Origin of the sequence: Sphaerisporangium corydalis (assembly GCF_025506355.1) — a bacterium.
Taxonomy (GTDB): Bacteria; Actinomycetota; Actinomycetes; order Streptosporangiales; family Streptosporangiaceae; genus Sphaerisporangium; species Sphaerisporangium corydalis.
The window spans coordinates 26,272-49,132 of record NZ_JANZYP010000011.1 but is presented as its reverse complement, the minus strand read 5'-3'; the positions used below and the strand labels follow the sequence as shown (position 1 = coordinate 49,132).

The window sequence follows — 22,861 nt, the reverse complement described above, 5'->3', positions numbered from 1 at the left end:
GCGGCTCGCTCACCACCCCTGAGGCTGCCGACCGCCCCCCTCGATCGAGTCAGAACCGGCCAGAGCTGAGAAGGTGCGTCACATTGGTGGAGTTAACGAAACCCGTCGGTTCCCGTCCGGTGGCCCTGCCATCCCGATTGCCGTCGCTGACCGGAATGCGGTTCATCTCGGCGGCGATGGTCTTCCTGACCCACGCCCTCGGTGCGAACCTTTTCGCGTCGGCGGATTTCACGAGCACGTACACGATGCTGGTCGTGCAGGGCGGCTGGGCGGCCGTCTGTTACTTCTTCATCCTGAGTGGGTTCGTCCTGACCTACGCCCAGCGTTCCACCGACACGCCGAAGACGTTCCTGCGGCGGCGCTTCCTGAAGATCTATCCGAACTACGCGATCACGCTGATCGCGGCCCTGATCCTGGTGAGCGTGGTGGCCAAGACGGCCATCGACGGCAAGGTGGCGTTCCTGCACTTCGCCCTGCTGCAGGCGTACTTCCCCACCATGGACATCCGGATCGCCTTCAACTCGCCCGCCTGGTCGCTGTCGTGTGAGGCGCTGTTCTACCTCTGCTTCCCGCTGCTGGCCCGCTACATCGTGCGGATCAGGCCCGAGCGGCTCTGGGCGTGGACGGGCGCCGTCGTGGCCGTGATCTTCGCGGTGCCGCTGCTGTCCAAGCTGCTGCCCGCCCAGCCGCCGATCCCCGGCTTCGGCATGACCGAGTCGACCATGTGGTTCATCATGCAGTTCCCGCCGGTCCGGATGCTGGAGTTCATCTTCGGCATGCTGATGGCGCGCATCGTCATGACCGGCAGGAAGCTGCCGCTGAGCCTCGGCGGCTCGGTGGCGCTGGGCATCGCGCTCTACGCGCTGTCGCCGCTGTTCCCGCTGGACTACAACGTGGTGGCCACCTCCATCGTCCCCCTCGGCCTCATCATCGCCGCCGGGGCCGTGCGTGACTCCCAGGGGCGGACGAACTGGCTGGGCAGCCGGCCGATGATCAAGCTCGGTGAGTGGTCGTACGCCTTCTACATGTGGCACTACCTGATCCTGATCTACGCCCGCCAGTGGTTCGGCTCCCCGAAGGGCTGGAGCACCCCGGCCGGGTTCGGCATGCTCGGCGTGCTGTTCCTGATCACCCTGGGCCTGTCCTACCTGCTGTTCACGCTGGTCGAGGACCCGATCATGAAGCGGTTCGCCTCGTCCAAGAAGCGGCCGCGGCACTCGGTGAGCCCGCCTCCCCCGCCGCCCATCTCGGGCCTGGACTCCGCCCCCAAGGCCGAGGCCACCGCCGGCGCGACGGGAGCGCCCACCACCGCCTCCTGACCACCCCTACGGAGAACGCGGGCCGGCCGGCCCGCGTTCTTTCGTGTTCCGGGGAGAGGACGGCTCGTCCAGGACCGGGGCCTGCGGCTCGTCCAGGACCGGGGCCTGCGGCGCGTCAGGTCGTACGGCTTGGGATCGTGAAGCGGTGAGCGGGCCGTGGGGCGGCGTGAACGGGCGGGGACGCCAAGACGCCCCGCCGGCCGGGGGAACCTTGCGGGGCGTCGTCTGGGGGGCGCGTGCGCGCCGGGGTGGGGTTACGCGTCGGCGACCGCGGGGATGACGTCCTTGCCGACGACCTCGACCGTGCGGACCGGGTCGGGGCCGGAGATGATGCCGAGCGCCGTCTGGACGCCGAGCTCGGCGAGCCCGCGCAGCATCCCGGCCAGCTCCCCCGCCTTGGCGCCGTCGTCGCCGACGTCGAAGGGGAAGATGACGGTCTTCTCGATCGCGTCGTAGTCGCGGCCCTCGGTCTCGCAGTGCCCGCGCAGCACCTCGAGCTTGGCGGCCAGGTCCGGCCCCGGGTAGAGGTTGCACGCGTCGGCGTACCGGGCGACCAGGCGCAGCGTCCTCTTCTCGCCGCCGCCGCCGATCATGATCGGCGGATGCGGCCGGGTGAGGCTCTGCGGCAGGTTCAGCGGGCGCTCCAGCCGGAAGTGCTCGCCTTCGTACGGGCGCTCGTCGCCGCGCTCGCCCTCCCACATGCGCAGGCAGATCTGGACGGTCTCCTCCAGGGCCTCGAAACGCTCGGCCAGGGAGGGGAAGGGGATGCCGAGGCCGCGGGCCTCGTCGGCGTCCCAGCCGACGCCGAGGCCGAGCATCGCCCGGCCCCCCGACAGCACGTCCAGCGTCGTCAGCGTCTTGGCCAGCAGTCCTGGCCGCCGGAAGTGCACGCCCGCCACCACGGGGGCGAGCCGGCAGCGCCGGGTGTGGGCCGCGAGCAGCGCGAGCGTCGTGAAGCACTCGAGCTGCGGCGCCTCAGGGCCACCCGCGTGGGGGCCCTGCCAGAGGTGGTCGCCGACGCCGATGATCGAGAACCCGGCGTCGTCGGCGGTCTGCCCGATCTCGGCGAGGGTCTCCGCCATCCGGACGGCCCCGCCCTGCCAGGCGAAGTCACCGATCACCATTCCAACGTTCATGTCAGCCTCCCATCGGCCGATCTCATGCCTTCTCGTACCTCAGGACACAGACACCGGTGTCGAACACCCGGGTCTCGGCGAGGGTGAGGCCGATCCGCTCGCCGAGGTCGCCGAACAGGCTCCTGCCGGCGCCGAGGACGATCGGGTGGACCCACAGCCGGTACTCGTCGATCAGGCCGCGCCGCATCAGGCCCTGCGCGAGCTCGGCACTGCCGTAGATCAGCATGTGCCCGCCCGGCCGCGCCTTCAGGTCCTCGACCTCCTTGACGGCGTCCGCGGCGACGCGGGAGTTGACCCACTCGGTCCGCTCCAGCGCGCGGGAGAAGACGATCTTCTCGAGGCCGTTCATCTTGTCGGCGAACGCGCCGGTCTGCTCGGGCCAGTACCCGACGAAGACCTCGTAGGTCCTGCGTCCGAGCAGGAGGGTGTCCACACCCTCGATCTGCTCGTCGGCGTACTCCTCCATCGCCTCGTCGAAGTTCCCGATGTTCCAGTCCATCTCCTGGTCGGGGCCCTCGATGAAACCGTCGACCGTCACGAACATCGCCAGGATCACTTTCCGCATGGCGGTCTCCCCGGCCGGTCAGTGCGCTTCGGCGGGCACCCGGGCGCTGAGCAGGACGGGCAGGCTCCGGTGGCCGTTCATGATGAACGTCGGCAGCGGCCGCAGCCCCTCCGCCGGCACGGCCAGGGAGATCTCGGGGAAGCGCTCGAACAGGGTGGACAGCCCGATCGAGCCGATCAGCCTGGCGATGCCGGCGCCGAGGCAGTAGTGGGGGCCGAACCCGAAGGACAGGTGCTCCTTGTCGGCGCGGGTGATGTCGAAGGTGCCGGCGTCCGGGCCGTGCAGCTCCGGGTCACGTCCCACCGCGCTGTAGTTGATCAGGATCGGGTCGCCCTTGGGGATGGTGACGCCGTCCAGCTCGATGTCGTCGGCGGCGAAGCGCAGCGGGAGACTGGCCAGCGGCGCCTCCACGCGCAGGGTCTCCTCCATGACGTGGTCCCACGTCAGCTGCCCGCTGGTGACGAGCTCGCGCTGGTCGGGGTTGGTGAGCAGGCCGGTGGTGGCGTTGTCCAGGAAGTTGATCGTGGTCTCGGAGCCGGCGCCCAGGATCGCGAAGATGGTGTCGGTCAGCTCCTCCTCGCTCAGGCGGGAGCCGTCCTCGTCGCGGGCGGCGATCAGGTCGCTGGTGATGTCCTCGCCCGGGTTGGCGCGCTTGGAGGCGATCAGCTCGGCCATCGCGTCCCGCCAGCCGGCCAGGATCGACCCGGCCTGCTCGGGGCTGACGGTGGTGTCCACCATCATGTCGATGACGACGGCCGTCTTGGCCAGGGCGTCCTCCGACATGCCGATCAGGTCGGCGACCAGGCGGGCGGGCAGCGGGAAGCAGAAGCGCTCGCGCAGGTCCACCACCTCACCGGGCTCGGTGGCCGCGAGCCCGTCGAGGAGCTGGTTGGTCAGCTCCACGATGCGCGGCCGGATCGCCTCGACGCGGCGCGGGGTGAACGCCTTGCCGATCAGCCGCCGCAGGCGCAGGTGGTCCTTGCCGTAGGAGGTGGAGATGTTGTCCATCGCGACCCAGCTGATCAGCTCCCAGTCCGGCGGGATCTCGCCGTTGCGGAACGCCGGCCAGTGGTTGCGCGCGCTTTTGGTGACCCGGGGGTCGGTGAGCATCCGCCGGATGACGGCGTGACTGCTGACGTACCACACGAGGATGCCGCCGGGCAGTTCCACCTGCGTCGCGGCACCCTGCGCCCGCAGCCTGTCGGCCTCGGCGTGGATGTCCGTGCCGGTGATGTCGAGGGCGACAGGGCAGCGTTGTTCCATGGGTGTCTCCAAGATCTTGTGGTTACTCCGGGAGCCTGATCGACAGGGAGTGACGGAACTGGTTCGTCGGGTCGTAGCGCTTCTTGACCTGCTGCAGCCGCGGGTAGTTGTCCTTGTAGTACAAGGTGTGCCACGGCACCCCCGAGGTGTTCAGCTCGGGGTCGGCCAGGTCGGAGTCGGGATAGTTGATGTAGGCGCCGTCACTGACGTCGTCCGGGACCGGGACACCGCCGCTGTGGGCGTAGACGTCGGCGAACAGGTCGCGCATGCGCGCGATGTTGGTCTCGTCCTCCCCCTCGCTCGCCCATGCCCCGAGGTAGGCGGCCTTGAGGATCGAGTCGCGCTGCGCGGTGGCCGTCGCATCCGGGGCGACGGTGTTCACCTGGCCGCCGTAGCCGACGAGCAGGAGCTGGGTGGGGTTGTACTCCTCGGCACGGAAGTGCCGGTGGATCGCGGCGATCTGCCGGTCGGTGTACCCCTTGCGGAGGTAGGCCGCCTTGATCTTGAAGCGGCGCACGCCCGGGTTGCCGGGGTCGCCGTAGCCCGGGTAGGCCGCCGCGTACAACCACGGCTGGACGTCCTGGAAGCTCATCATCGGCGGGGCGCCGACGCCTTCGCCGACCTCGGTGAGGAAGGCGGTCATCAGCTCCTCGGCGCCGTCCACGCCGTCGTCCACCAGCCCGCCGACCGCCAGTCCCGGCGGGGTCGAGTGGTGGGTGCCGTGGAAGTAGGGGAACACGTTCGCCTGCGGCGTGCCGGGGGCGCTGTTGTTCTCGCACCAGGTCCCGAAGTTGCGCAGGAGGGTGGTGAAGGACTCCTCGGTCAACCCGTCCCACGACCAGATGGCCATCCCGGTGCGCGTCGCGGCGGGGGCCTTCGGCAGCAGCTCGGCCGGGTCGGACGAGGTCGCGTCCGGGGTGCGGACCCAGTAGCGGGTCACCACGCCGAAGTTCCCGCCGCCGCCGCCGGTGTGCGCCCACCACAGCTCGCGGTGCGGGTCGTCCTCCTCGCGGGTGGCCACGACCACGCGGGCGGTGCCGTCCTCGCCGACGACCACGACCTCCACGGCGTACAGGTAGTCCACGACCGCGCCCAGGCTGCGGGACAGGGGGCCGAAGCCGCCGCCGGCGAAGTGCCCGCCCACCCCGACGTCGGGGCACATGCCCGCGGGGACGGTCACCCCCCATCCCTTGAACAGCACGCGGAAGACGTGGCCCAGCATCGCGCCGGACTCGATGGCGAACGCCCGCCTGCCGCTGTCGTAGTAGACGGCGGTCATCTCCGAGACGTCCAGCAGGACCTTGACCTCGGGGTTGGCGATGAAGTTCTCCAGGCCGTGCCCGCCACTGCGTACGGCGATGCGCCGGCCGGAGGCGACGGCCTCGTTCACGGCGTCGACGACCTGCTCGGTCGAGGTGACCACGCGCACGTAGTCGGGGCTGCCGGCGAACCGGTGGTTGGTGCCGCGCAGCATGCTCTGGTAGCGCGGGTCGCCGGGGGTGATGGTGGACGGCCCGAAGGCCGGGTGGTGCCCGCCCCGCGCGTCGCCGGACAGACCGGTGCCGGCCCCCACGCCGTTCGGATAGCCGCGGCTCTGTACCTCGGTCATGTTCGTTCCTCCAGTGGCGGCCGGCGGCGTCGACATCCCCGCGCGACCGGTCAATGGTCAGCTCGGCTACCACCAGCGTGCGGGCAGGGCGACCGGGGTGTCATCTCCGCATGTGCTCTGTGCCGGGCCCGTGAACGGCCGTTCCGCTGTTCCCGCGCGTGGGGGCGCGCGCGGCGGAAAAGACAGCAACGGCAAAGATGCGGCCCTGCCGGGCGCTGGCGAGCATTGCCTCAGACATCAGGCAGTTCTGCGTCTAGCGAGCCTGGCCGCCCGGAGGGGTGACCAGGCCGATCATGCTGCGCGGGCTCACCCCTCTTGCTCTCATGAAAGGACGCGCAAGTGAGTGAGGCGAACCGCTCCGACAAAATCGTCATCGACGCCGTGTTCTCCGAATACACCTTCCCGAACTTCCTTGACCCCATCAAGGAACGGGCCAGGGAGTTCGAGGAGCTGCATCCCGAGTACCGCATCGAGATCGGCAGTTTCTACTTCCAGAACCTCGGCGAGGAGGTCTCCAAGGCCGCCCTGGCGGGCCGCCCGCCGACGATCGCGTCGTACTACAGCGGCGCCAGCCAGCTCGCCCGCGACACGCTCACGGCCGACGGCAGGCCGCTGTTCACCACGGTGGAGAAGGCGATCGGCGGGCGCGACGAGATCCTCGGCCACCCGGTCGTGATCGACGACATCGTGACCGCGTGCCGCGACTTCTACACCATCGACGGCTCCTTCGCCGCGATGCCGCTGACCCTGTCGACGATGCACATGTACACCAACACGACGCTGCTGCGCGCGGCGGGCGTGCGGGAGGTGCCGCGGACCTGGCAGGGCATCGAGGCCGCGTGCGCGGCGGTGGCCGAGCTGGTCGACGGGCCCTCCCACGGCATCAGCTGGGCCAACGACGGCAAGTTCTTCCAGCAGGCGATGGCCCAGCTCGGCGGCCGGCTCACCGACGCCGCCAACGGGCGGACCGGGCGGGCCACGAGCATCGACCTGGCCTCGCCCGAGATGATGTCGTACGTCACCTGGTGGCATCGGATGCACCGGGACGGCCACTACCTGTACACCGGGCAGGTGGAGGACTGGGCGGGCTCGTTCAAGGCGTTCGCCGAGCAGCAGGTGGTCTTCCGGCTGAGCTCCTCCTTCGACGCCGCCTACATGGTGCGCGCCGGGCAGGAGGGCGGCTTCGGCGTCGAGGTCACCCCGACGCCGTACAACGGCGATCTCCCCCTGGCGGGGAACTGGATCGGCGGTGACGGCATCTGGCTGGCCGACGGGCTGGACAAGGCCACCGAGGACGGCGCGCTGGCGTTCATGCAGTACCTGAGCAGCCCGAGGGCCGTCGCCGAGTGGCACAAGGTCTACGGCTCCTCGCCCACCACCTACGCCTCGGTCGCCCGGCTGGAGCGTGAGGGCTGGTTCGACGGGCACCCGCACCATCGGGTGGCCATCGAGCAGCTCGACTCGACGAACGGCACGCCCGGTGCCAGCGGCGCGATCCTCGGGCACTTCGCCCAGATCCAGCACCGCATGATGGACGCCATGGAGGACGTCATGGGCCGGGGCGCCGAGCCGGTCGCCCGGTTCACCGAGGTCGCCGCCGAGGCCGCGCGGCTGCTCGACGACTACGGCTCCTTCTGCCTGGCGACCGGCCCCCGGCCCGCGCACTGCCTGCTCATCGACAGCTAGGGATCCTTCGGAAAGCCGGATGGCCGGCAGGCGCACCGCCTGCCGGCCATTTCGCCGTCCTGGTCCCGTGCGGCGCGAGGCCGCACGGGACCGTGCCGATCAGGACGCGACGACCCGCTTGCGCGAGGGGACGTCCAGGGGCCGGCCCGCCGTGTGGTACAGCCACCACTGGACGAGCATGAGGTTGGCCACCCAGCCGATCCAGCGGGCCGCTTCGAGGTAGTAGGTGAAGTTGATGTCGAGCTTGAGCGCCATTCCCACGTTGACGATGAAGACGCCCCAGAGGTTGTTCATGACCAGGGCGAAGCTGTAGAGCATGAAGCGGCGGTGCAGCTCCCAGTTGCGCCTGCGGGCGGCCACGAACGCGGCCACGGTGGTGGCGATCCACAGGGTCGTCGAGAGGGTGACGCCGATCTGGCCGATCGGGGGCGCGAAACGCACGAGGATCAGGCCCGCCACGCCGCCGACGACGGCGCCGATCACGTACACCCGGCCGCTGACCCGGTGGAAGCGGGGGAAGCGCTTGCGCATCGCCGGCCACACCTGGAAGCAGGCGCTAAGGATCGCCAGCGTGCCGGACACGATGTGCACGACCAGCAGGGGGTAGTACATCGCGAAGCCGTCGTGCGGCGGCAGCGGCGCGGTCTTCTCCGGGATGTACGGGTTGATCTGGTAGTACAGGAACGCCACGACGACCAGCAGGAGCGGGATGATCCAGGGGCGCCGCCAGAAGCGCGGCGAGGTCTGGGACGCGGGGGTACGCGGGCTCCCGGCCGGTTCTCCGGCCGGACGCGGGGGTGCTCCGGCGTTGTGGGTGTCAAGGGTCACGGTTGCTTCCTCCTGCTCGGCAAAGCCCGGGGTCGAGCCGTCGCGGGCGACAAAGTGTCCGGTCTGTCACGGTGCGACTTGCCGGAGAGTCCTGACCGGCCTCGTCGAGTCGTCCACCTGCTCCACCTGTACTGAGGGTCACACTCGACCGTTCCAGGCGCATCTCCTGGATTGCGTTAGTCGCCCCTGAAGTCCGGTATGGGAGATCGAGGTCAGGGGCGGAACACGTAGGTCACGTCGGGCGGCTGCTTCCCGTCGAGCAGGGCGGCGAAGACCTCGGCGACGGCCTCGGGGCCCTGGGCCCGCCGGACGGTGAGCCACGACGCGGTGCTGTCGACGAACCCGTCCTCGGCCTGGGTGTACCTGGCCTGGTAGGGGCCGGCGCCCTCCTCCTCGATGGCCTGGGCCTCGACCAGAGGGGTGAAGAAGAACTCCGGCTGGGGGCCGGGCAGCGGCGGCGGGACGATGTCCGAGCCCGGGTGGGTGAAGCCGACCTGCACGGTGTGGCACAGGTCGCCGGCCAGGCTGTCGTACACGGCGGACAGCCGGCCCGCGTCGCCGGTGAGGTCGACGAACACGACGGGCCCGGTGGCGGACAGTGACGGCAGGTCGCCGTAGGAGATCACCGTGCCGTACAGGCCGAGGCCCTCGACGAAGGCGCGGTTCGCCTCGGAGGTGACCCCGATGGTGGCCAGGGCCGAGCCCTGGGAGGCCAGCCGCTGGGCCAGGCCGATGGCGACCTTGCTCGACGCGCTGGTCACCAGCACCGACCGGGCGCCGAGCGCCGCCTGCCGCTCGGCCAGGCCGGCGAGGTTGAACACCGCCGGGTAGACGGCCCTGACGACGGCCCTGCGGTCGTCGCGGCCGTCGGGCTCCCCCGCGGGCTGGTAGGTCCAGTACCACGGCGGCAGGTAGTGGAGCCGCTCGGTGGTGTCGGCGAACCCCTGGGCCGAGGGCCCGGGCGCCACGACGTGGTGGGAGGACATCGGCATGAAGCCGTAGTACCGGTCGCCCACGGCGACGTCGGGGTGGCGGGACTCCTCGACGCGCGCGAAGCCCCAGATCGGCACCCGCCCGTACCCGTCGGGCCCGGGGAAGGCGTCCCAGTAGGAGAACCCGGGCTCCACGAACCTCGCGTAGGTGACGTTGTTCGTCGTGAGCCCGAACGACTCGACGGCCAGGCCGACCTCGCCCTCCTTCAGGCGCGGCCTCGGCGGCGCGAGGACCTCGGCGACCGTCAGGTCGTCGCGCTTGAACACCAGATCCCATCTGTCCGGCTGAGGCACTGGCGTCTCCTTCGTTCGGCGCGCTGCGGTGCGGGTCGGGAACTCCTATCGTTATCCTCGGCCGCCGCGTCCGGCATCTTCTGGAATGCCGACCGGTGTTTCATCCGCCATGGAAAGACTTTCCCGGGAAAGTGAAACGTCGCCGTGGCGGGCGAAAATCCCGCCACGGCGACGAATTCCGTGCGACGCCCGCGCGGCCGGGGAACGGCCGGCGCGGGAGGGGGTCAGCCGAGGAGCGCGCGCACCTCGACGCCGCCCCGCCAGGTGCCGGGGCTCTGCTTGGCGATCTCGACGGCGTGGTCGAGGTCACGCGCCTCGATCACGGTGATCCCGCCCAGGACCTCCTTGGAGTCGATGAACGGGCCGTCGACCACACCGTCGCTGCGGATGGACTTGGCCTCCGAGCTGGGGTGGAGCGCGTAGCCGCCGGCGATGCTGCCGCCGAGCTCCTCGATCTGCCCGGCGAAGACCCCGTGCGCCTCCAGCTCGGCCTCGGGGGCCTCCGACCAGTCGGCGGGGGCCGGAGCGTAAAGGAGAATCGCGAACTGAGCCATAAGGGCTCTCCTCTCATTGTTGTCGTCTTGTTCCTGCGGTGAACCGGCCGACGCCCTGCCGATGCGCACCGGCGAAACAATCGTACGGTTCGAGTCCATTTCCGTCTTCTGATCGGCGAACACGGTCGATAATCGGCACGCCGGCCGGATATCGCCTTTGGGCCGCTACGATTCCTGGACGGCCAGCGGCTTTTCCTCGGCGACCGGCTCCCCCTCCCCGGCCTCCGGCTGCGGCGGCTGCTGCTGCCCGAAGGGCGGGATCTTGCGGAGCACGATCGCGTTGGTGACGGCCACGCCCAGCAGGAGCAGGGCGCTGAGGGCCGCCACGACGTGCAGGCCACTGGTGAAGGCCTGACGGGCGGGGGCGAGCAGCGCGGAGGCGAGCTGCTCGGGGAGCGTGGTCGCCGCGGACACGGCGCCGGCGACGCTGTCGCCCGCCGCCTCGGCCGCTCCGGCCGGGAGCCCGGCGGGGGCGGAGTCGGCGATCTGCGTGCGGTAGACCAGGGCGCCGATGGTGCCGATGGTGGCGATGCCGACCGCGTAGCCGAACTCGTTGGCGATCTGGGCGAGCGACGACGCCGATCCGGCCTTCTCCGGCGGGACCGAGCCGACGACCAGGCCGGTGCCCAGGGTCAGCAGGGGTCCGCCGCCGAGGCACCAGATGGCGTATCCGATGACCAGTCCGGTGGCGCTGCCGTCCGCGCCCGCCTGGGTGAGCACCACCATGCCCGCGACCACGATGAGCAGGCCGCCGGCGATGAGGTGGCTGGGCTTGAAGCGGCCGGCGAGCTGCGGGCCGACCGTCACGCTGACGATGCCGAGCAGCAGGCCGGGCAGCAGGCCGAAGCCCGCCTGGAGCGGGGTCAGCCCGGCGACCGACTGGAAGTACTGCGCGATGAACAGCATGGTCGTGCCGGTGAGCGCGCTGTAGAACAGCATGCTGGTCAGCTCGGTGTTGAAGACGCGGTTGCCGAACAGGCGCAGGTCGACCAGGGGGTCGGTCAGCGTCCGCTGGCGCCGGATGAACACGACGCCGAGGATGGCGCCCACCACCAGGGTCACGACCGGCAGGGTCGCCCAGCCCTCTCTGGCCAGCTCCTTGATGCCGTAGATCATCGGCAGGATCGCGGTCAGGGAGAGCACCACGCTCGCGACGTCGATGCGCCCGGCGTCGGGGTTGCGGTACTCGGGGAGCAGGATCGGGCCGGCGATCAGCAGCACGACCATCGGGGGCACGCCGACCAGGAACACCGAGCCCCACCAGAAGTGGTCGAGCAGCACGCCGCCGATGATCGGGCCGATGATCGCGCCGATCGAGAAGGAGCCGGCCCAGATGCCGATGGCGGAGGCGCGCTGCCTGTGGTCGCGGAACATGTTGCTGATCAGCGAGAGCGAGGAGGGGCCGAGGGTGGCGCCGCAGACGCCGAGCGCGGCCCGCGCGAGGATCAGCAGGAAGGGGCTGGTCGCGTAGGCCGCGACGACGGAGGCGACGCCGAAGCCCGCCGCGCCGATGAGCAGCAGCTTGCGGCGCCCGATGCGGTCACCGAGGTTGCCCATCGTGATCAGGAAGCCCGCGACCATGAACCCGTAGATGTCCACGATCCACAGCTGCTCGACGCTGGTGGTGCCCAGGGACGAGGTCAGGTGGGGCAGCGCGAGGAGCACCACGAACATGTCCAGGGAGACGAGCGTGGCGGGCAGGGCCAGCGCGGCCAGCCCCACCCATTCACGTCTCCCCGCTCTGACTTGCACATCGTCTGTCACGTTCCGTTTCCTCTCTTCGTCGGCCGCGTGTCAGGCGACTGGCCATGGGTGAGTGAGACTGTGCGAACTACGTGGATCCGCTCGTTGCCGGTCTCCGGGACAAGGGACAGGGGGCGAACCGGCCAGTGACCTCTGGCAGCGGCGCCCCCTCTCGTCGGCATCCCGGATCTCGTCGGTCACTCGGACGGCGCCTGCCGGAAGGGTTGTGCCCGGACGAAAGGAACGCCCAGGGACCGTCTCGACAGAATCCGGCGAGATACAGCGCGGTAATCCCGCACACCCCGCGTCACGAAGGTCAGGAAAGCGGGGAAGTGAGCAGGCGGCCCTGAATTGTCGATGAATCGGGCAGGGTCCGCTTTCAGGGAATCCGTCGGCACCGGCGGGTGAATGACAGGCCGGGCCCCATCGCCGGGGCCGGTCGTGATCCGCGCGCCTCCTGGCGATGTACGGCTTGGCCGTCCACCTTCGCTGCCGGCCGACACGTTCCCTCCTTCCGGTTCCGGGCGATGACCGCCCGTCGATGCTCTCCACAGCATTATCTCGTCGGGCGCGGGGCCAGACTTCTTTCAAAGTGCGCTCTGACTGGGGCGAATATGGCGGTAAATCCGATAAGTCGGATCATGTGCGGGCGGCCGTCTTCTCCACCCGGCGGGCCGGCCACGACTCGACGATGCGGTCACGGCCCTGGTTCCCGCGCGCCAGCAGGTCGGCGAGCGCCGCCACCGCGGCGCGGTCCATGGTCCGCAGCGCCAGCACGGCGTCGTCCAGCTCCCGGACCACCGACTCCAGCACCTTGGCGACCGCGCCGGCGTTCTGCTGGAGGATGTCGCACCACAGGGCGGGGTCGCCGGTCGCGATCCTGGTCGCGTCCTGCAGGCCCTTGCCCACCAGCGAGAGCACGGTCTCGTCGGCGCCCGCGAAGCCGGCCGACAGCGCCGCCGCCACCAGGTGCGGCGCGTGCGAGACGGCCGCGGCGATCCGGTCGTGCGCGGCGGCGGGGAGCACCTCGGGCTCGGCCCCGCACACCGCCACCAGCTCGGCCACCAGGTGCAGGTGCCCCGGCGGCGTCGCCAGATGCGGGCACAGCGCCCAGGGGCGGCCGGCGAACAGGTCCGCGCGCGCCGCGAACGGGCCCGACAGCTCGCGGCCGGCCATCGGATGGCCGGGCACGTACGTCGACATGTCGCAGCCCGCCAGCTCGGCCTCGGCGACGATCCGGGCCTTGGTGCTGGCCACGTCGGTGTACACGGTGCCGAGCCCCCGGTCCTGGGCGTCGAGCAGCACGCGGACGACGGTGGACGGCGGGGTGGCGATGACCACCACGTCGGCGGGGGGGTCGCCGGGCCGTAGGGGCTCGCCCGCCCCCATCAGCTCGGCCTTGGCGACCACGTCCTCGTCGCGGTCCGACAGCGAGACCAGGACGCCCGCCCGCCGCAGCGCGAGCGCGATCGAGGTCCCGATGACGCCGCTGCCGAGGATCGAGACGCGGTGAAGTGTGGACGGATACATCAGCCCTCCCGACGTGCTGACCGGACGCTCAGCCGGCCAGGAGTTCCCGCTGTGTGGACAGCCGGCGGCCCATGAATCCGGCCAGGTCCTCCAACGTGCGGGCGAGTACGTGCAGGTCCTCGGCGACCAGCGCCTGCGGCCCGTCGCACAGCGCGATGTCGGGATCGGGGTGCACGTCGACGATGAGGCCGTCGGCACCCGCCACGATCGCGGCGCGGCTGAGCGGGAGGACCAGGTCGCGGCGGCCGCCGGAGTGCGAGGGGTCGACGACGACCGGCAGGTGCGACAGCCGCTGCGCCACCGGCACCGCGGAGATGTCGAGGGTGTTGCGGGTCGCGGTCTCGAACGTGCGGATGCCGCGCTCGCACAGGACGATGTCGAGGTTGCCCCGCTGGGCGATGTACTCCGCGGCCATCAGCCACTCCTCGATGGTGGCGTTCATGCCGCGCTTCAGCATCACCGGCTTGCCCGCCGAGCCGACGGCCTGGAGCAGGGGGAAGTTCTGCATGTTGCGGGTGCCGACCTGCAGCATGTCGGCGTAGGAGGCCACCATGTCGACGTCGTGGGCGCCCACCACCTCGGTGACGATCGGCAGGCCGGTCTCCTCCCGCACCTCGGCGAGGATCCGCAGGCCGCGCTCGCCCAGCCCCTGGAAGGCGTAGGGCGAGGTCCGGGGCTTGAAGGCGCCGCCGCGCAGCAGCGTGGCGCCGGCCGCCTGCGCCATCCGGGCGGCCAGGAGCGTCTGCTCCGGCGTCTCGACGGCGCACGGACCGGCGATGAGCGTGACGGTGTCCGGGCCGATCGACACCTCTCCGACCCGGACGGACGAGCGCTGGGAATGGTGCTCGCGGCTGACCAGCTTGAACTTCGCCGAGATCCGCGTGACGTTGGCGACCCCACGCATCCCCACCAGGTTCAGCGTGGCGAACCGGTCGACGTCGCCGACGAGCCCGATGATGATCCGGCTGACCCCCCGGCTGACGAACGCCTCGCCTCCCGCCGACTGCACGACGGAGACGATCGCCTGGATATCCGACGCCGTGGCGCCCGCGGCCATCACGATTACCATATATTTGCGGCCTTTCTTCGTTTCAACTCCGATATCAGGCCATCGCCCGCGTGACGCCGATCTCGGTTTCGCACGGCCAGGGAAGCGGTGCCGCCGGTCACACTCCGGCGGGCGCGAACTGCCCGGGGGCGCGGCCCGCTCCTGCGGGTCCCCGGTAGCACTGCGCGATGTCCAGCCAGTGGTCGGCCTCGTCGCCGGTCGCGACGACCGCGAGGTCGTCCCGGTGGCGCCGCCGGGTCACCAGCAGGCAGAAGTCCTCGGCGGGACCGCTCACCCGCTGCGTCGCGTTCTCGGGGCCGTAGGCCCACAGTTCGCCCGACGGGCCGGTGATCTCGAAGCGGAAGTCGACCGACGGCGGGGTCAGGCCCCGCGACAGGTAGCCGAAGTCCTTGGTCAGCACGGCGAACACCACAAGGTGCTTGAGCCGGTCGGTCGCCTCGCGCCGCACGCCGAGCGCGTCGGCGATGTCCTGCCCGTGCGCGAACTGCTCCATGATGCCCGCGCACGCCAGGATGATCGGCGGCAGCGGGTTGACCAGCCACGGGACGACCTCTCCCGCCGGCACGGCGGCGAGGGCCTCGACCACGGCCGAGCGCTCGGCCCGCCAGCGCGAGAGCAGGACCTCGGGGCTGTCGCCTGTGTAGAGCGAGAGCGCGGCGTTGACCGCGCCGTTGAAGTCCTTCTCGGCCCCGGCGGTCATGGCCTTGAACGCCTCGGCGTTCGAGGCCGCCGTCCCGGCGAGCTTGAAGATGAAGGCGAGGTGGGCGATCTGGTCGTGGATCGTCCATCCGGGGGCGGGGGTGGGCAGCTCCCACTGCGACGCATCGATGCCGGCCACCAGACGGTCGAGCTCCTCGCCGTCCGTGGTCAGGGCCTGGAGAACTTCGTCCAGCTCGCTCACGCGTCTGTCCTCTCACTGGTGATTCGGAGTCCGGCGCGCCTGACCGGTCCCGCCCGTCCGGGGAACGGCGGACGCCAAGGAGAATGCATTCATCAGGGCGCGGTATTTATTGTCGAATTAAATTCATATCCTGCTAATCAAGCATGCATCAGCGGAATTCCCGTGTCTTCTCCGTGGGTGCCTTTCCGTCAGGGACGGTCACCGTTCCGCGATCCGGGAGGGCCGTCACGTCAGTACAGGGCCGTCCACGGCGGCCTTCGGCGCGGTCAGGGACCAGCTCCCCACCTCGCGCGCTGCGGCCATGCTCGCCCAGGACGTCAGCTCGACGAGCGACCGGTCCAGGGGCGCGCCGACGCGGTACTCGCCGATCACCTTGTCGTCGATCTGGTAGGAGGCCATGGCCGTGAGCAGCGCCAGGCGGCCCGCCGCGCGCTGGGCGGGCGGCAGCGCCGACACCGCGGCGGTGACCCACGCGCGGCTCGGGCCGGTCGGCTCGCCGTTCCACGCGGCCAGCTCGGCGGTGACCAGCTCGCGTACCGGCTCGGGCACCGACCTGCGCCCGCCGCGCTCGATGGCGGCGGCGGCCCGCGCGAAGGCGCCGGCGACCAGGGGGGAGCCGTCCGCCCAGGACAGGTCACCGGGCAGCGGCGCGTCCGGCAGCAGGCCGAGCGACTCGCCCGGCACCGCGGGCCTGCGGGCGACCGAGCTCATGACCCGGCCGAACACCTTCATCACCGTGCCGCGCACCCGATCGGGCACCTCGGGCGGCAGGGGGGACTCGCCGAGGAAGACGTGGACCATGCGGTTCAGGTACTGGAAGGTGGCCGCGACCCCGGCCAGCTCCCTGGCCTCCGCCGCGGGGGCGGGGGCCTCGTGCCGCGCGGCGCTCTCGCGTTTCGCGCTCGCCAGGGCCCAGGCGGCGGCCCGGCGAACGACCGGGTCGCCGACCGTGTCCAGCCGCCCGGCGGCGATCTCGGCCGCCTGGCCGCCCGGCACCAGGCCGTCCATCGTGGCCCGGTGCACGTCGACGCAGTACGGGCAGGCGTTGCCCGCCGACACGGCGGTGGCGACGGCCTCCTTGACCGGCCTCGGGACAAGGCCACCGGCGAGGAGCGTCTCCCTGAGCATCGACCAGGAGGCCGCCAGGGTGTCGGGGGCGGGCGAGTGCAGCAGCAGCGGCGGCGCCAGCATGCCGAAGTCCCGTTCCGCCTGCGCGTAGACCCTGGTCACCAGGCCGGACGCGTCGCGCGGCCGTACCGGCGACACGTGGCGCACCTGGGACAGCGTCCCCGGCAGCATGACCCGGCTGAGCAGCTTCCCCATCGCCCGTTCCCCTCTGTCTGTCAGTGCCGCAGCAGCGCGGGCACCAGCGGGAGCACACCGCGACGGCCGCTGACGGCGCCGTCGGGGGCCGGGGCCCCGTAGGTGACCTCGACACCGCGCATCCGCGCGGCCTCGACGATGCCGGGGACGGCGCGCTCGGCGAGCGCGGCGATCGTCATCGCCGGGTTGACGTTCAGCGCGCCCGGCACCGAGGCCCCGTCGGTGACGAAGATGCCGGGGTGGCCGCGCAGCTCGTTGCGGTCGTCGAGCGCCGAGGTCGCCGGGTCGTCGCCGATGCGGCAGGACGCGAGCGGGTGCACGGTGTACGCGCCCACCACGTCGTTGGTCCACGCCGCCACCTCGGCCAGCCCGTCCCGCTCCAGGATGTCCTTGACCTCGGCGTCGGCCTCGGCCCATCCGCGCAGCGTGTTGGGGGTCGGGTCGTACTTCAGCGGCCCGACGCCGAGCATCTGCTGGGAGAGCCGGTCGGCGTTGCCGTGCGCGGGGGGCGCGCCGAACACGCCCTCGTTGTCGTCCTCGGTCATCTGGAAGATGATCAGCCAGGAGCGCCAGCGCTTGAGGATCTCCTTCTTGTCCTTGCCGAACCAGCTCACCCCGGGGTGGCCGGGGACCTGCGCGAGGATGGTGCCGAGCCCCGGCGGGAAGTAGAGCTGCTCCAGCGAGAACCGCGAGTACTCCGGCAGCGACCCGTCGAGCTTGTCCCAGCTCGCCACGACCGGGCCCTTGCCGATCTGGTTCGCCTCGTAGGCCAGCCCGTCGCCGCGCTCGAGGCCGAGCACGTCGCGCACCTTGTCCTCGTTGAGTATCGCGGTGTTGAGGCGCTCGCCGTTGCCGGAGAAGTACCGGCCGACGGCCCTCGGCATCTCGCCGAGCGTCGCCTCGCTGCGCTGCAGGATGACCGGGGTGGCGCCCGCGCCGGCCGCCAGCACGATGACCTTGGCGTCGATCGTGCCGCTCCCGTGCCGGATGCGGTAGTCCTCGGCGTCGATGTGGTCGTAGTGGACGCGGTAGCCGCCGTCGTCGGTGCGGGAGATCTTCTGCACCTCGTGCAGCGGGCGGATCTCGGCCCCGTGCGCGAGGGCCGCGGGAAGGTAGGTGAACAGCAGGGACTGCTTGGCGTCGAAGCGGCAGCCGGCCATCATCCAGTTGCAGTTGGTGCACTTGGTGGTGTCGATGGCGACCGGCACCGGGTTGGCGGTGCGGCCCGCGTGGTTGCACGCCGCCGCCCACAGCCCTCCGGCGTAGGAGACGTCGTTCCAGTCCTGCTGGTGGATCGGGATCGACTCCTCGACCCGGTCGTACCAGGGGTTCAGCGTGTCACGGCTGACGGCCGAGGGCCACATGCGGCGCCCGATGCTGCCGTGCCGCTCGAAGACGTAACGCGGGGCGCGCGGCATCGCGGCGAAGTAGACGACGCTCCCGCCGCCCACGCAGTTGCCGCCGAGGATGCTCATGCCGTCGCCCACGACGAAGTCGAAGGCGCGGGTGTAGGAGGACCCGAGCTTGAAGTCGTGGTCGAAGTCCTTGCTCTGCAGCCACGGCCCGCGTTCGAGCACCACGACCTTCGCGCCGCCGGCCGCGAGGTGGTAGGCCGCGATCGCGCCGCCGAAGCCGCTGCCGACCACGAGGACGTCGGTGCGTTCGGTGCTGGTCATGCGGGGCTCCCTGAGGGGGTCGTGTCCGGGTGCAGGCGGGCCAGCGGACGGCCGTAGGAGTACTTCGGGAACCGCCAGAACCCGTCGGGGTCGGGCCTTTCGATGCCCATCGCGATCAGCCCGGGGTGCCCCTGGGCGATGGCGTCGGCGGTGTGCATGTGGGCCGCCGAGTCGAAGGCCATGTTGCAGAACAGGGCGAGGCTGACCCACAGCGGCTTCTCAGGGTGGCCGGGTGTGGTGAGGCGCCGCACCATGGCGGTGCGGTGGTCGAAGTCCAGCGCCACGAACGGGGGGACGGTCTCGTCGAGGTCCAGGCCGTGCTCGCCGGCGTACACCACGGTGTGGTCGTTCAGGGCGCTCGCCAGGCTGCCGAGCGCTTCGCTCAGGCCGGTCGCGTCCCATTCCAGCAGCTCCAGGGCGCCGGCCGCCACCGCGCCGCCTCCGGTGGAGACACCCGCCACGGCCCTGTCGTCGGGCGACCGCTTCTCGCCGGGGACGATCGTGTCCGCCCACGCCTCGATCGTCATCGTCCTGGCCTGCTCTTCGTCTGGAAATGGCGGTCGCATAGGCGTTTCCTCGTCCGTCCAGGTCGTCTGCTGACCAGTTCATCGTTCAGGCCCGGCCGCCCCGGGTGCATCTTCTGAGTTGCTTTCACGTCGGCATCCCGGTCGGGAAGGGGTCCCGCAGGGGGTTCCGAGGGGCTCGCCCCCGGTGCGCCCAATGTCCCTTCCCGCGTGATTCGACGGGAATCGATCACGCGTTTACCGACCCCCCCGGAAACCGTGTATCGGCAGGCAGGGGGCTGTTAGGGGTTGTCGCAGGAGGTGCTCCGGCCAATTCTGATGTCATGGCCAAGTGCCGTCGATGTGTCGTTGTCGAGCTTCGTTTTTCCCGGATTGCACACCGTATGCGAGCGGGAAGAATTCGCTGCCATGGCGGGAGAGCAGATGACGGAGGCTCGCGATGACGAGGTCTCCCGTGTTAATTCGGGGTCAATTACCACCACACCTCCAATGCACGGGAGGAGCAATGGAAAACGCGATTGAACAAGCCGTCATGCGCGTCGTCAAGAGTATGCACGAGAATCTCGGCGAGCAGCTCACCATTAACGACATGGCGCGGACGGCGATGTTCAGCAAGTTTCACTTCTCCCGTGTGTTCCAGCGGGTGACCGGGCTTTCCCCCGGTCGTTTCCTTTCCGCGGTGCGCCTTCAGGAGGCCAAAAGACTGCTCGCCTCGACGTCGCTGACCGTCACCGACATCAGCCACCGCGTCGGCTATTCGAGCGTCGGCACCTTCAGCTCCCGGTTCACCAGCAGCGTGGGGCTCTCCCCCACCAAGTACCGCCAGCTCAAGAGCGTCGCCCCGCGCGCCTCCGCGGCGAGCTGGGACGGCGCGGCCGGCGACCCGCCCGTGACGACCGTGCGCGGCGACATCTCCTCCCCCCTCAAAGACCAGCCGATCTTCGCGGGGCTGTTCCCCGACCGGATCCTCGAAGGCCAGCCCGTGCGGTATGTGATCCTCCGCAAGCCCGGCCCCTACGTCCTGGAGGACGTCCCGCAGGGCGAGTGGCACCTGATGGCCCAGTCGGTGGCCCCGGGCCGCGAGGACGCCGTCGACCACGCCCCCGGAGGCGACGAGGCCCTGTGCATCGGCCGCCAGGGGCCGATCACGGTCCACGCCGGCACGCACACCCGGGTCGCCGACCTCCACCTGCGCCCGATGCGCCCCCTCGACCCCCCGGTGCTGCTGGCCCTGCGCGACGTGCTGTCGGCACCCGTCCCGCAGCTCACCCACTGACCTCCGCCGCCCCCGCGCCACCGCCCGCGCCAGGGCGGTTCGCGTTTCCGGGGACGGTTCGCGTCGTCCGGCGGCCGGTGGGCAGACGGACGGCGGGAACCCCCGACCAGGGAGCGCCCGCCGCGTCCGCGTGTCCCGTCCCGCCGCGCGCCGGTCGGCCCGCGGCGGGACGATCGTCAGGCGGAGTGCACCGTCATCGGCAGCCCGCCGCGCACCCGCAGGGAGAGCATCGGCTCGGCCACCACCTTGTGCCCGGGGAGCTTGGCCAGCCTCAGGTCACGGGCGACCATGGCGATCACGAACGTGGCCTCCATCATGCCCAGGTGGTTGCCCACGCAGAAGCGGGGGCCGGCGCCGAACGGGATGTAGGCGTACCTCGGCCGGGTGGACGGCTTGGCCGGGTCGAACCGCTCGGGGTCGAACCGGTCGGGCGCGTCCCAGAAGGCCGGGTGCCGGTGCAGGGTGTAGGGGCTGATCAGCACGTCGGACCCGGCCGGCACGTGGTACCCGCCGACCTCGTCGTCCTTCTGCGCCTCACGGGGCAGCATCCACACCGGCGGGTAGAGGCGCATGACCTCCTCCACCACCATGGCGGTGTACTTCAGCCGGTGCAGGTCCTCGTAGACCGGCAGCCGGTCGCCCAGCACCTCGGCCGCCTCGGCGTGCAGCCGCTCGCGGACCTCCGGGTGCTGGTCGATGAGGTAGAACGTCCACGACAGCGTGCTCGCCGTCGTCTCGTGCCCGGCGAGCAGCAGGGTGACCAGCTCGTCCCGCATGCGCTGCCTGCCGACGCGCGGGTCGGCCTCGGCCTGGGTGGAGCCGATCAGGCGGGACATGACGTTGTCGCCGTCCTCGCCGGTCCGCGACATCCGGTCGGCGACCAGGTGGTCGACGATGCGCTGCAGCTCCTTGCGGGCCCGGCGGAACCGGATCTGCTTGGGCAGCGGCGCCCAGAGCGGCACCTTGCTCAGCGTCACCAGCTCGAACATCGCCTGGTCCTGCACGGCCTCGAAGGAGTGCCCGATGTTGCTGAACGCGCCGAGGTCGGCGTCCAGCAGGGTGCGCCCGAGCACGCCGAGGCTGAGCGAGGTCATCTCCTGGACGACGTCCACCGGCTCGCCGCCCGCGTGGGACCGCAGCCGGTCGACCAGGTTCGCCGCCTCCTTGGCGATGACCCCGGCCTGCTGGGAGATGCGCTTGTTCTGGAACACGGGCTGGATCATCTTGCGCTGCTTGCGCCACAGCGCGCCCTCGCTGGTCAGCAGCCCGTCACCGATGGCGCGCCGGGCCTGAACCAGGCCGACGCCCTTGTGGTAGTTGCCGCTGTTGTCGGCCAGCACGTGCTTGGCGTGGTCGGGGTGGTTGAAGAAGTACAGGGTCTTGGGCCCGATGGACAGCCGGGCCGCGTCGCCGTACGTCGCGGCGAGCGACATCAGCGCGATGCGGTCGGTCGCCAGCTTCTTGAACAGGCTGGGGGCCGCCCACGGTGGCGGGCCTGGCGGCACCCGGCGGCGGGACGGGGCCGCCGCCGGGTGCTCGGACGCCTGGCCGGCCTGGGGTCCGGTGAGGGTCACGCCGGCACCTCGCTCCAATCAGGGCTGATCTGGCGGAACTTGCCTTTGAAGACCAGCAGGGCGTCCCTGTCGGTCTGCTGGTGCAAGGAGATGACCTTGCCGATGAAGATGGTGTGGTCGCCGCCGTCGTAGGTGCGCCACAGCTCGCACTCCAGGCTGGCCAGCGTGCCGTCCAGCAACGGCGCGCCGGTCAGCCGGCCCGGCGTCCAGTCCACAGGCTCGAACTGGGCCGCGCCCAGGGCCCGCCAGCGGTCCGCGAAGTGCAGCGCCGCGGCCTCCTGGTGCGCGGCCAGCACGGACACCCCGAAGGAGCCCGTCGAGGTCAGGCACTGGTGCATCACGGCGCCGCGGTCGACGCAGATCAGCACCAGCGGAGGCTCCAGCGAGACCGAGGTGAAGGAGTTGGCGGTCATGGCGTGCGGCGAGGCGCCGCCCGTCGTGATCACCGTGCAACCGGTGGCGAACGTCCCGAATGCTCGCCGGAGCGACTTCGCGTCCGCCATCGGGCGGATCACCGTGGAGTTGTCGACGTTCACGCTGTCCTCCTGCCTGCCTGTCTTGATCGGCGCCTAAGACGCATACGCTTCGAGCGCCTGCGCCAAGGCGTCGGGGACCCTGGCCGGGACCGTCTTGGTGTTCGGCCCGCGCATGCACGCCACACGCTGGCGGCCACGGGCGACGAGCGTCTCGGCGTCGCCCGCGTCCAGCCGGACGTAGTCGAAGCTGAACTCGACCTGGGTCTGGCCCAGCTCCTGCAGGCGCATCCTGATGGACAGCTCGTCGAAGGCCGTGATCTCGGCGAAGAACTCGCAGTCGACCTTCAGCGTGAACAGCTTCAGGTCGTCCTGGAGGTCGGCGAGCACCTCGGGCGCCCGCTGCTTCAGGAACATCTCCCTGCAACGTCCCTGCCAGCGCAGGTAGTTGACGTAGTAGACGTTGCCGACGATGTTGGTCTCTTCGAAGCCGACCGTGTGCAGGTATTCGTAGTACTTGCCCATG

At 70.7% G+C, this 22,861-nt stretch carries 20 protein-coding genes; 3 read left to right on the top strand and 17 right to left on the bottom strand.

Features of this window, described 5'->3' with window-relative positions:
- Nucleotides 1-86 precede the first annotated feature (86 nt).
- Entirely contained in the window at nucleotides 87-1,319 is a 1,233-nt protein-coding gene (locus tag NYZ98_RS10670; protein WP_262842435.1) for an acyltransferase family protein, read from the top strand.
- A gap of 254 nt (nucleotides 1,320-1,573) precedes the next feature.
- Here the strand turns inward: NYZ98_RS10670 and NYZ98_RS10665 are convergent, their stop codons facing one another.
- The 4 genes from NYZ98_RS10665 to NYZ98_RS10650 are packed head-to-tail and all read right to left on the bottom strand — an operon-like array spanning nucleotide 1,574 to nucleotide 5,892.
- Nucleotides 1,574-2,455: an LLM class F420-dependent oxidoreductase gene (locus tag NYZ98_RS10665; protein WP_262842434.1), complete on the bottom strand. Its 882-nt coding sequence runs from the start codon at nucleotides 2,453-2,455 to the stop codon at nucleotides 1,574-1,576.
- Nucleotides 2,456-2,477: 22 nt separating this feature from the next.
- Nucleotides 2,478-3,020: a dihydrofolate reductase family protein gene (locus tag NYZ98_RS10660; RefSeq protein ID WP_262842433.1), complete on the bottom strand. Its 543-nt coding sequence runs from the start codon at nucleotides 3,018-3,020 to the stop codon at nucleotides 2,478-2,480.
- 18 nt (nucleotides 3,021-3,038) lie between these two features.
- Nucleotides 3,039-4,283 carry a cytochrome P450 family protein gene (locus NYZ98_RS10655; protein ID WP_262842432.1) on the bottom strand — a complete coding sequence of 415 codons (1,245 nt, stop codon included), beginning with the start codon at nucleotides 4,281-4,283 and terminating at the stop codon, nucleotides 3,039-3,041.
- A 22-nt stretch (nucleotides 4,284-4,305) separates the two neighbouring features.
- Nucleotides 4,306-5,892, bottom strand: a complete 1,587-nt coding sequence (locus tag NYZ98_RS10650) for an FAD-dependent oxidoreductase (RefSeq protein WP_262842431.1) — start codon at nucleotides 5,890-5,892, stop codon at nucleotides 4,306-4,308.
- A 339-nt stretch (nucleotides 5,893-6,231) separates the two neighbouring features.
- On the opposite strand from NYZ98_RS10650, the gene NYZ98_RS10645 reads away from it, so the two are divergent.
- Entirely contained in the window at nucleotides 6,232-7,578 is a 1,347-nt protein-coding gene (locus tag NYZ98_RS10645) for an extracellular solute-binding protein (RefSeq protein WP_262842430.1), read from the top strand.
- A gap of 99 nt (nucleotides 7,579-7,677) precedes the next feature.
- Here NYZ98_RS10645 and NYZ98_RS10640 read toward each other — a convergent pair whose 3' ends face one another.
- From NYZ98_RS10640 to NYZ98_RS10595, 10 genes are all read right to left on the bottom strand, one after another.
- Entirely contained in the window at nucleotides 7,678-8,406 is a 729-nt protein-coding gene (locus tag NYZ98_RS10640; protein ID WP_262842429.1) for a DUF2306 domain-containing protein, read from the bottom strand.
- 212 nt (nucleotides 8,407-8,618) lie between these two features.
- The gene (locus tag NYZ98_RS10635) at nucleotides 8,619-9,692 is read right to left on the bottom strand and encodes a DUF2855 family protein (RefSeq protein WP_262842428.1); all 1,074 of its coding nucleotides are present in this window, start codon (nucleotides 9,690-9,692) and stop codon (nucleotides 8,619-8,621) included.
- A 224-nt stretch (nucleotides 9,693-9,916) separates the two neighbouring features.
- A complete protein-coding gene (locus NYZ98_RS10630) occupies nucleotides 9,917-10,246 on the bottom strand; it encodes a YciI family protein (protein WP_262842427.1) in 330 nt (109 codons plus the stop codon).
- A 165-nt stretch (nucleotides 10,247-10,411) separates the two neighbouring features.
- Complete coding sequence (locus tag NYZ98_RS10625) at nucleotides 10,412-12,010, bottom strand: MFS transporter (protein ID WP_262842426.1); 1,599 nt, start codon at nucleotides 12,008-12,010, stop codon at nucleotides 10,412-10,414.
- Nucleotides 12,011-12,628: 618 nt separating this feature from the next.
- Nucleotides 12,629-13,519, bottom strand: a complete 891-nt coding sequence (locus NYZ98_RS10620) for a prephenate dehydrogenase (RefSeq protein WP_262842425.1) — start codon at nucleotides 13,517-13,519, stop codon at nucleotides 12,629-12,631.
- A gap of 28 nt (nucleotides 13,520-13,547) precedes the next feature.
- Nucleotides 13,548-14,588 (bottom strand): 3-deoxy-7-phosphoheptulonate synthase, encoded by a 1,041-nt coding sequence (gene aroF, locus NYZ98_RS10615; RefSeq protein WP_262842424.1) that lies wholly within the window; start codon nucleotides 14,586-14,588, stop codon nucleotides 13,548-13,550.
- 97 nt (nucleotides 14,589-14,685) lie between these two features.
- Nucleotides 14,686-15,489 (bottom strand): TIGR03084 family metal-binding protein, encoded by an 804-nt coding sequence (locus NYZ98_RS10610; protein WP_262842423.1) that lies wholly within the window; start codon nucleotides 15,487-15,489, stop codon nucleotides 14,686-14,688.
- Nucleotides 15,490-15,714: 225 nt separating this feature from the next.
- A complete protein-coding gene (locus tag NYZ98_RS10605; RefSeq protein WP_262842422.1) occupies nucleotides 15,715-16,812 on the bottom strand; it encodes a carboxymuconolactone decarboxylase family protein in 1,098 nt (365 codons plus the stop codon).
- 20 nt (nucleotides 16,813-16,832) lie between these two features.
- A complete protein-coding gene (locus NYZ98_RS10600; RefSeq protein WP_262842421.1) occupies nucleotides 16,833-18,488 on the bottom strand; it encodes an FAD-dependent oxidoreductase in 1,656 nt (551 codons plus the stop codon).
- Nucleotides 18,485-19,054: a DUF5987 family protein gene (locus NYZ98_RS10595; RefSeq protein WP_262842420.1), complete on the bottom strand. Its 570-nt coding sequence runs from the start codon at nucleotides 19,052-19,054 to the stop codon at nucleotides 18,485-18,487. Before NYZ98_RS10595 ends, NYZ98_RS10600 begins: the two co-directional genes overlap by 4 nt.
- 463 nt (nucleotides 19,055-19,517) lie before the next feature.
- On the opposite strand from NYZ98_RS10595, the gene NYZ98_RS10590 reads away from it, so the two are divergent.
- Nucleotides 19,518-20,288, top strand: a complete 771-nt coding sequence (locus NYZ98_RS10590; protein WP_262842419.1) for a helix-turn-helix transcriptional regulator — start codon at nucleotides 19,518-19,520, stop codon at nucleotides 20,286-20,288.
- 176 nt (nucleotides 20,289-20,464) lie between these two features.
- Here the strand turns inward: NYZ98_RS10590 and NYZ98_RS10585 are convergent, their stop codons facing one another.
- From NYZ98_RS10585 to NYZ98_RS10575, 3 genes are read right to left on the bottom strand one after another with little or no spacing between them, the layout of a single operon-like run.
- Complete coding sequence (locus tag NYZ98_RS10585; RefSeq protein WP_262842418.1) at nucleotides 20,465-21,862, bottom strand: cytochrome P450; 1,398 nt, start codon at nucleotides 21,860-21,862, stop codon at nucleotides 20,465-20,467.
- Nucleotides 21,859-22,398, bottom strand: a complete 540-nt coding sequence (locus NYZ98_RS10580) for a flavin reductase family protein (protein ID WP_262842417.1) — start codon at nucleotides 22,396-22,398, stop codon at nucleotides 21,859-21,861. Before NYZ98_RS10580 ends, NYZ98_RS10585 begins: the two co-directional genes overlap by 4 nt.
- 33 nt (nucleotides 22,399-22,431) lie before the next feature.
- Nucleotides 22,432-22,860: an acyl-CoA thioesterase gene (locus NYZ98_RS10575; RefSeq protein WP_262842416.1), complete on the bottom strand. Its 429-nt coding sequence runs from the start codon at nucleotides 22,858-22,860 to the stop codon at nucleotides 22,432-22,434.
- Nucleotide 22,861 lies beyond the last annotated feature (1 nt).

Excerpts from the sequence above, each read along its gene's own strand:
- NYZ98_RS10665 (WP_262842434.1), bottom strand. The coding sequence starts at position 2,455 with ATGAACGTTGGAATGGTGATCGGTGACTTCGCCTGGCAGGGCGGGGCC.
- NYZ98_RS10660 (WP_262842433.1), bottom strand. The coding sequence starts at position 3,020 with ATGCGGAAAGTGATCCTGGCGATGTTCGTGACGGTCGACGGTTTCATC.
- NYZ98_RS10655 (WP_262842432.1), bottom strand. The coding sequence starts at position 4,283 with ATGGAACAACGCTGCCCTGTCGCCCTCGACATCACCGGCACGGACATC.
- NYZ98_RS10650 (WP_262842431.1), bottom strand. The coding sequence starts at position 5,892 with ATGACCGAGGTACAGAGCCGCGGCTATCCGAACGGCGTGGGGGCCGGC.
- NYZ98_RS10630 (WP_262842427.1), bottom strand. The coding sequence starts at position 10,246 with ATGGCTCAGTTCGCGATTCTCCTTTACGCTCCGGCCCCCGCCGACTGG.
- NYZ98_RS10620 (WP_262842425.1), bottom strand. The coding sequence starts at position 13,519 with ATGTATCCGTCCACACTTCACCGCGTCTCGATCCTCGGCAGCGGCGTC.
- aroF (WP_262842424.1), bottom strand. The coding sequence starts at position 14,588 with ATGGTAATCGTGATGGCCGCGGGCGCCACGGCGTCGGATATCCAGGCG.
- NYZ98_RS10605 (WP_262842422.1), bottom strand. The coding sequence starts at position 16,812 with ATGGGGAAGCTGCTCAGCCGGGTCATGCTGCCGGGGACGCTGTCCCAG.
- NYZ98_RS10600 (WP_262842421.1), bottom strand. The coding sequence starts at position 18,488 with ATGACCAGCACCGAACGCACCGACGTCCTCGTGGTCGGCAGCGGCTTC.
- NYZ98_RS10595 (WP_262842420.1), bottom strand. The coding sequence starts at position 19,054 with ATGCGACCGCCATTTCCAGACGAAGAGCAGGCCAGGACGATGACGATC.
- NYZ98_RS10590 (WP_262842419.1), top strand. The coding sequence starts at position 19,518 with ATGGAAAACGCGATTGAACAAGCCGTCATGCGCGTCGTCAAGAGTATG.
- NYZ98_RS10575 (WP_262842416.1), bottom strand. The coding sequence starts at position 22,860 with ATGGGCAAGTACTACGAATACCTGCACACGGTCGGCTTCGAAGAGACC.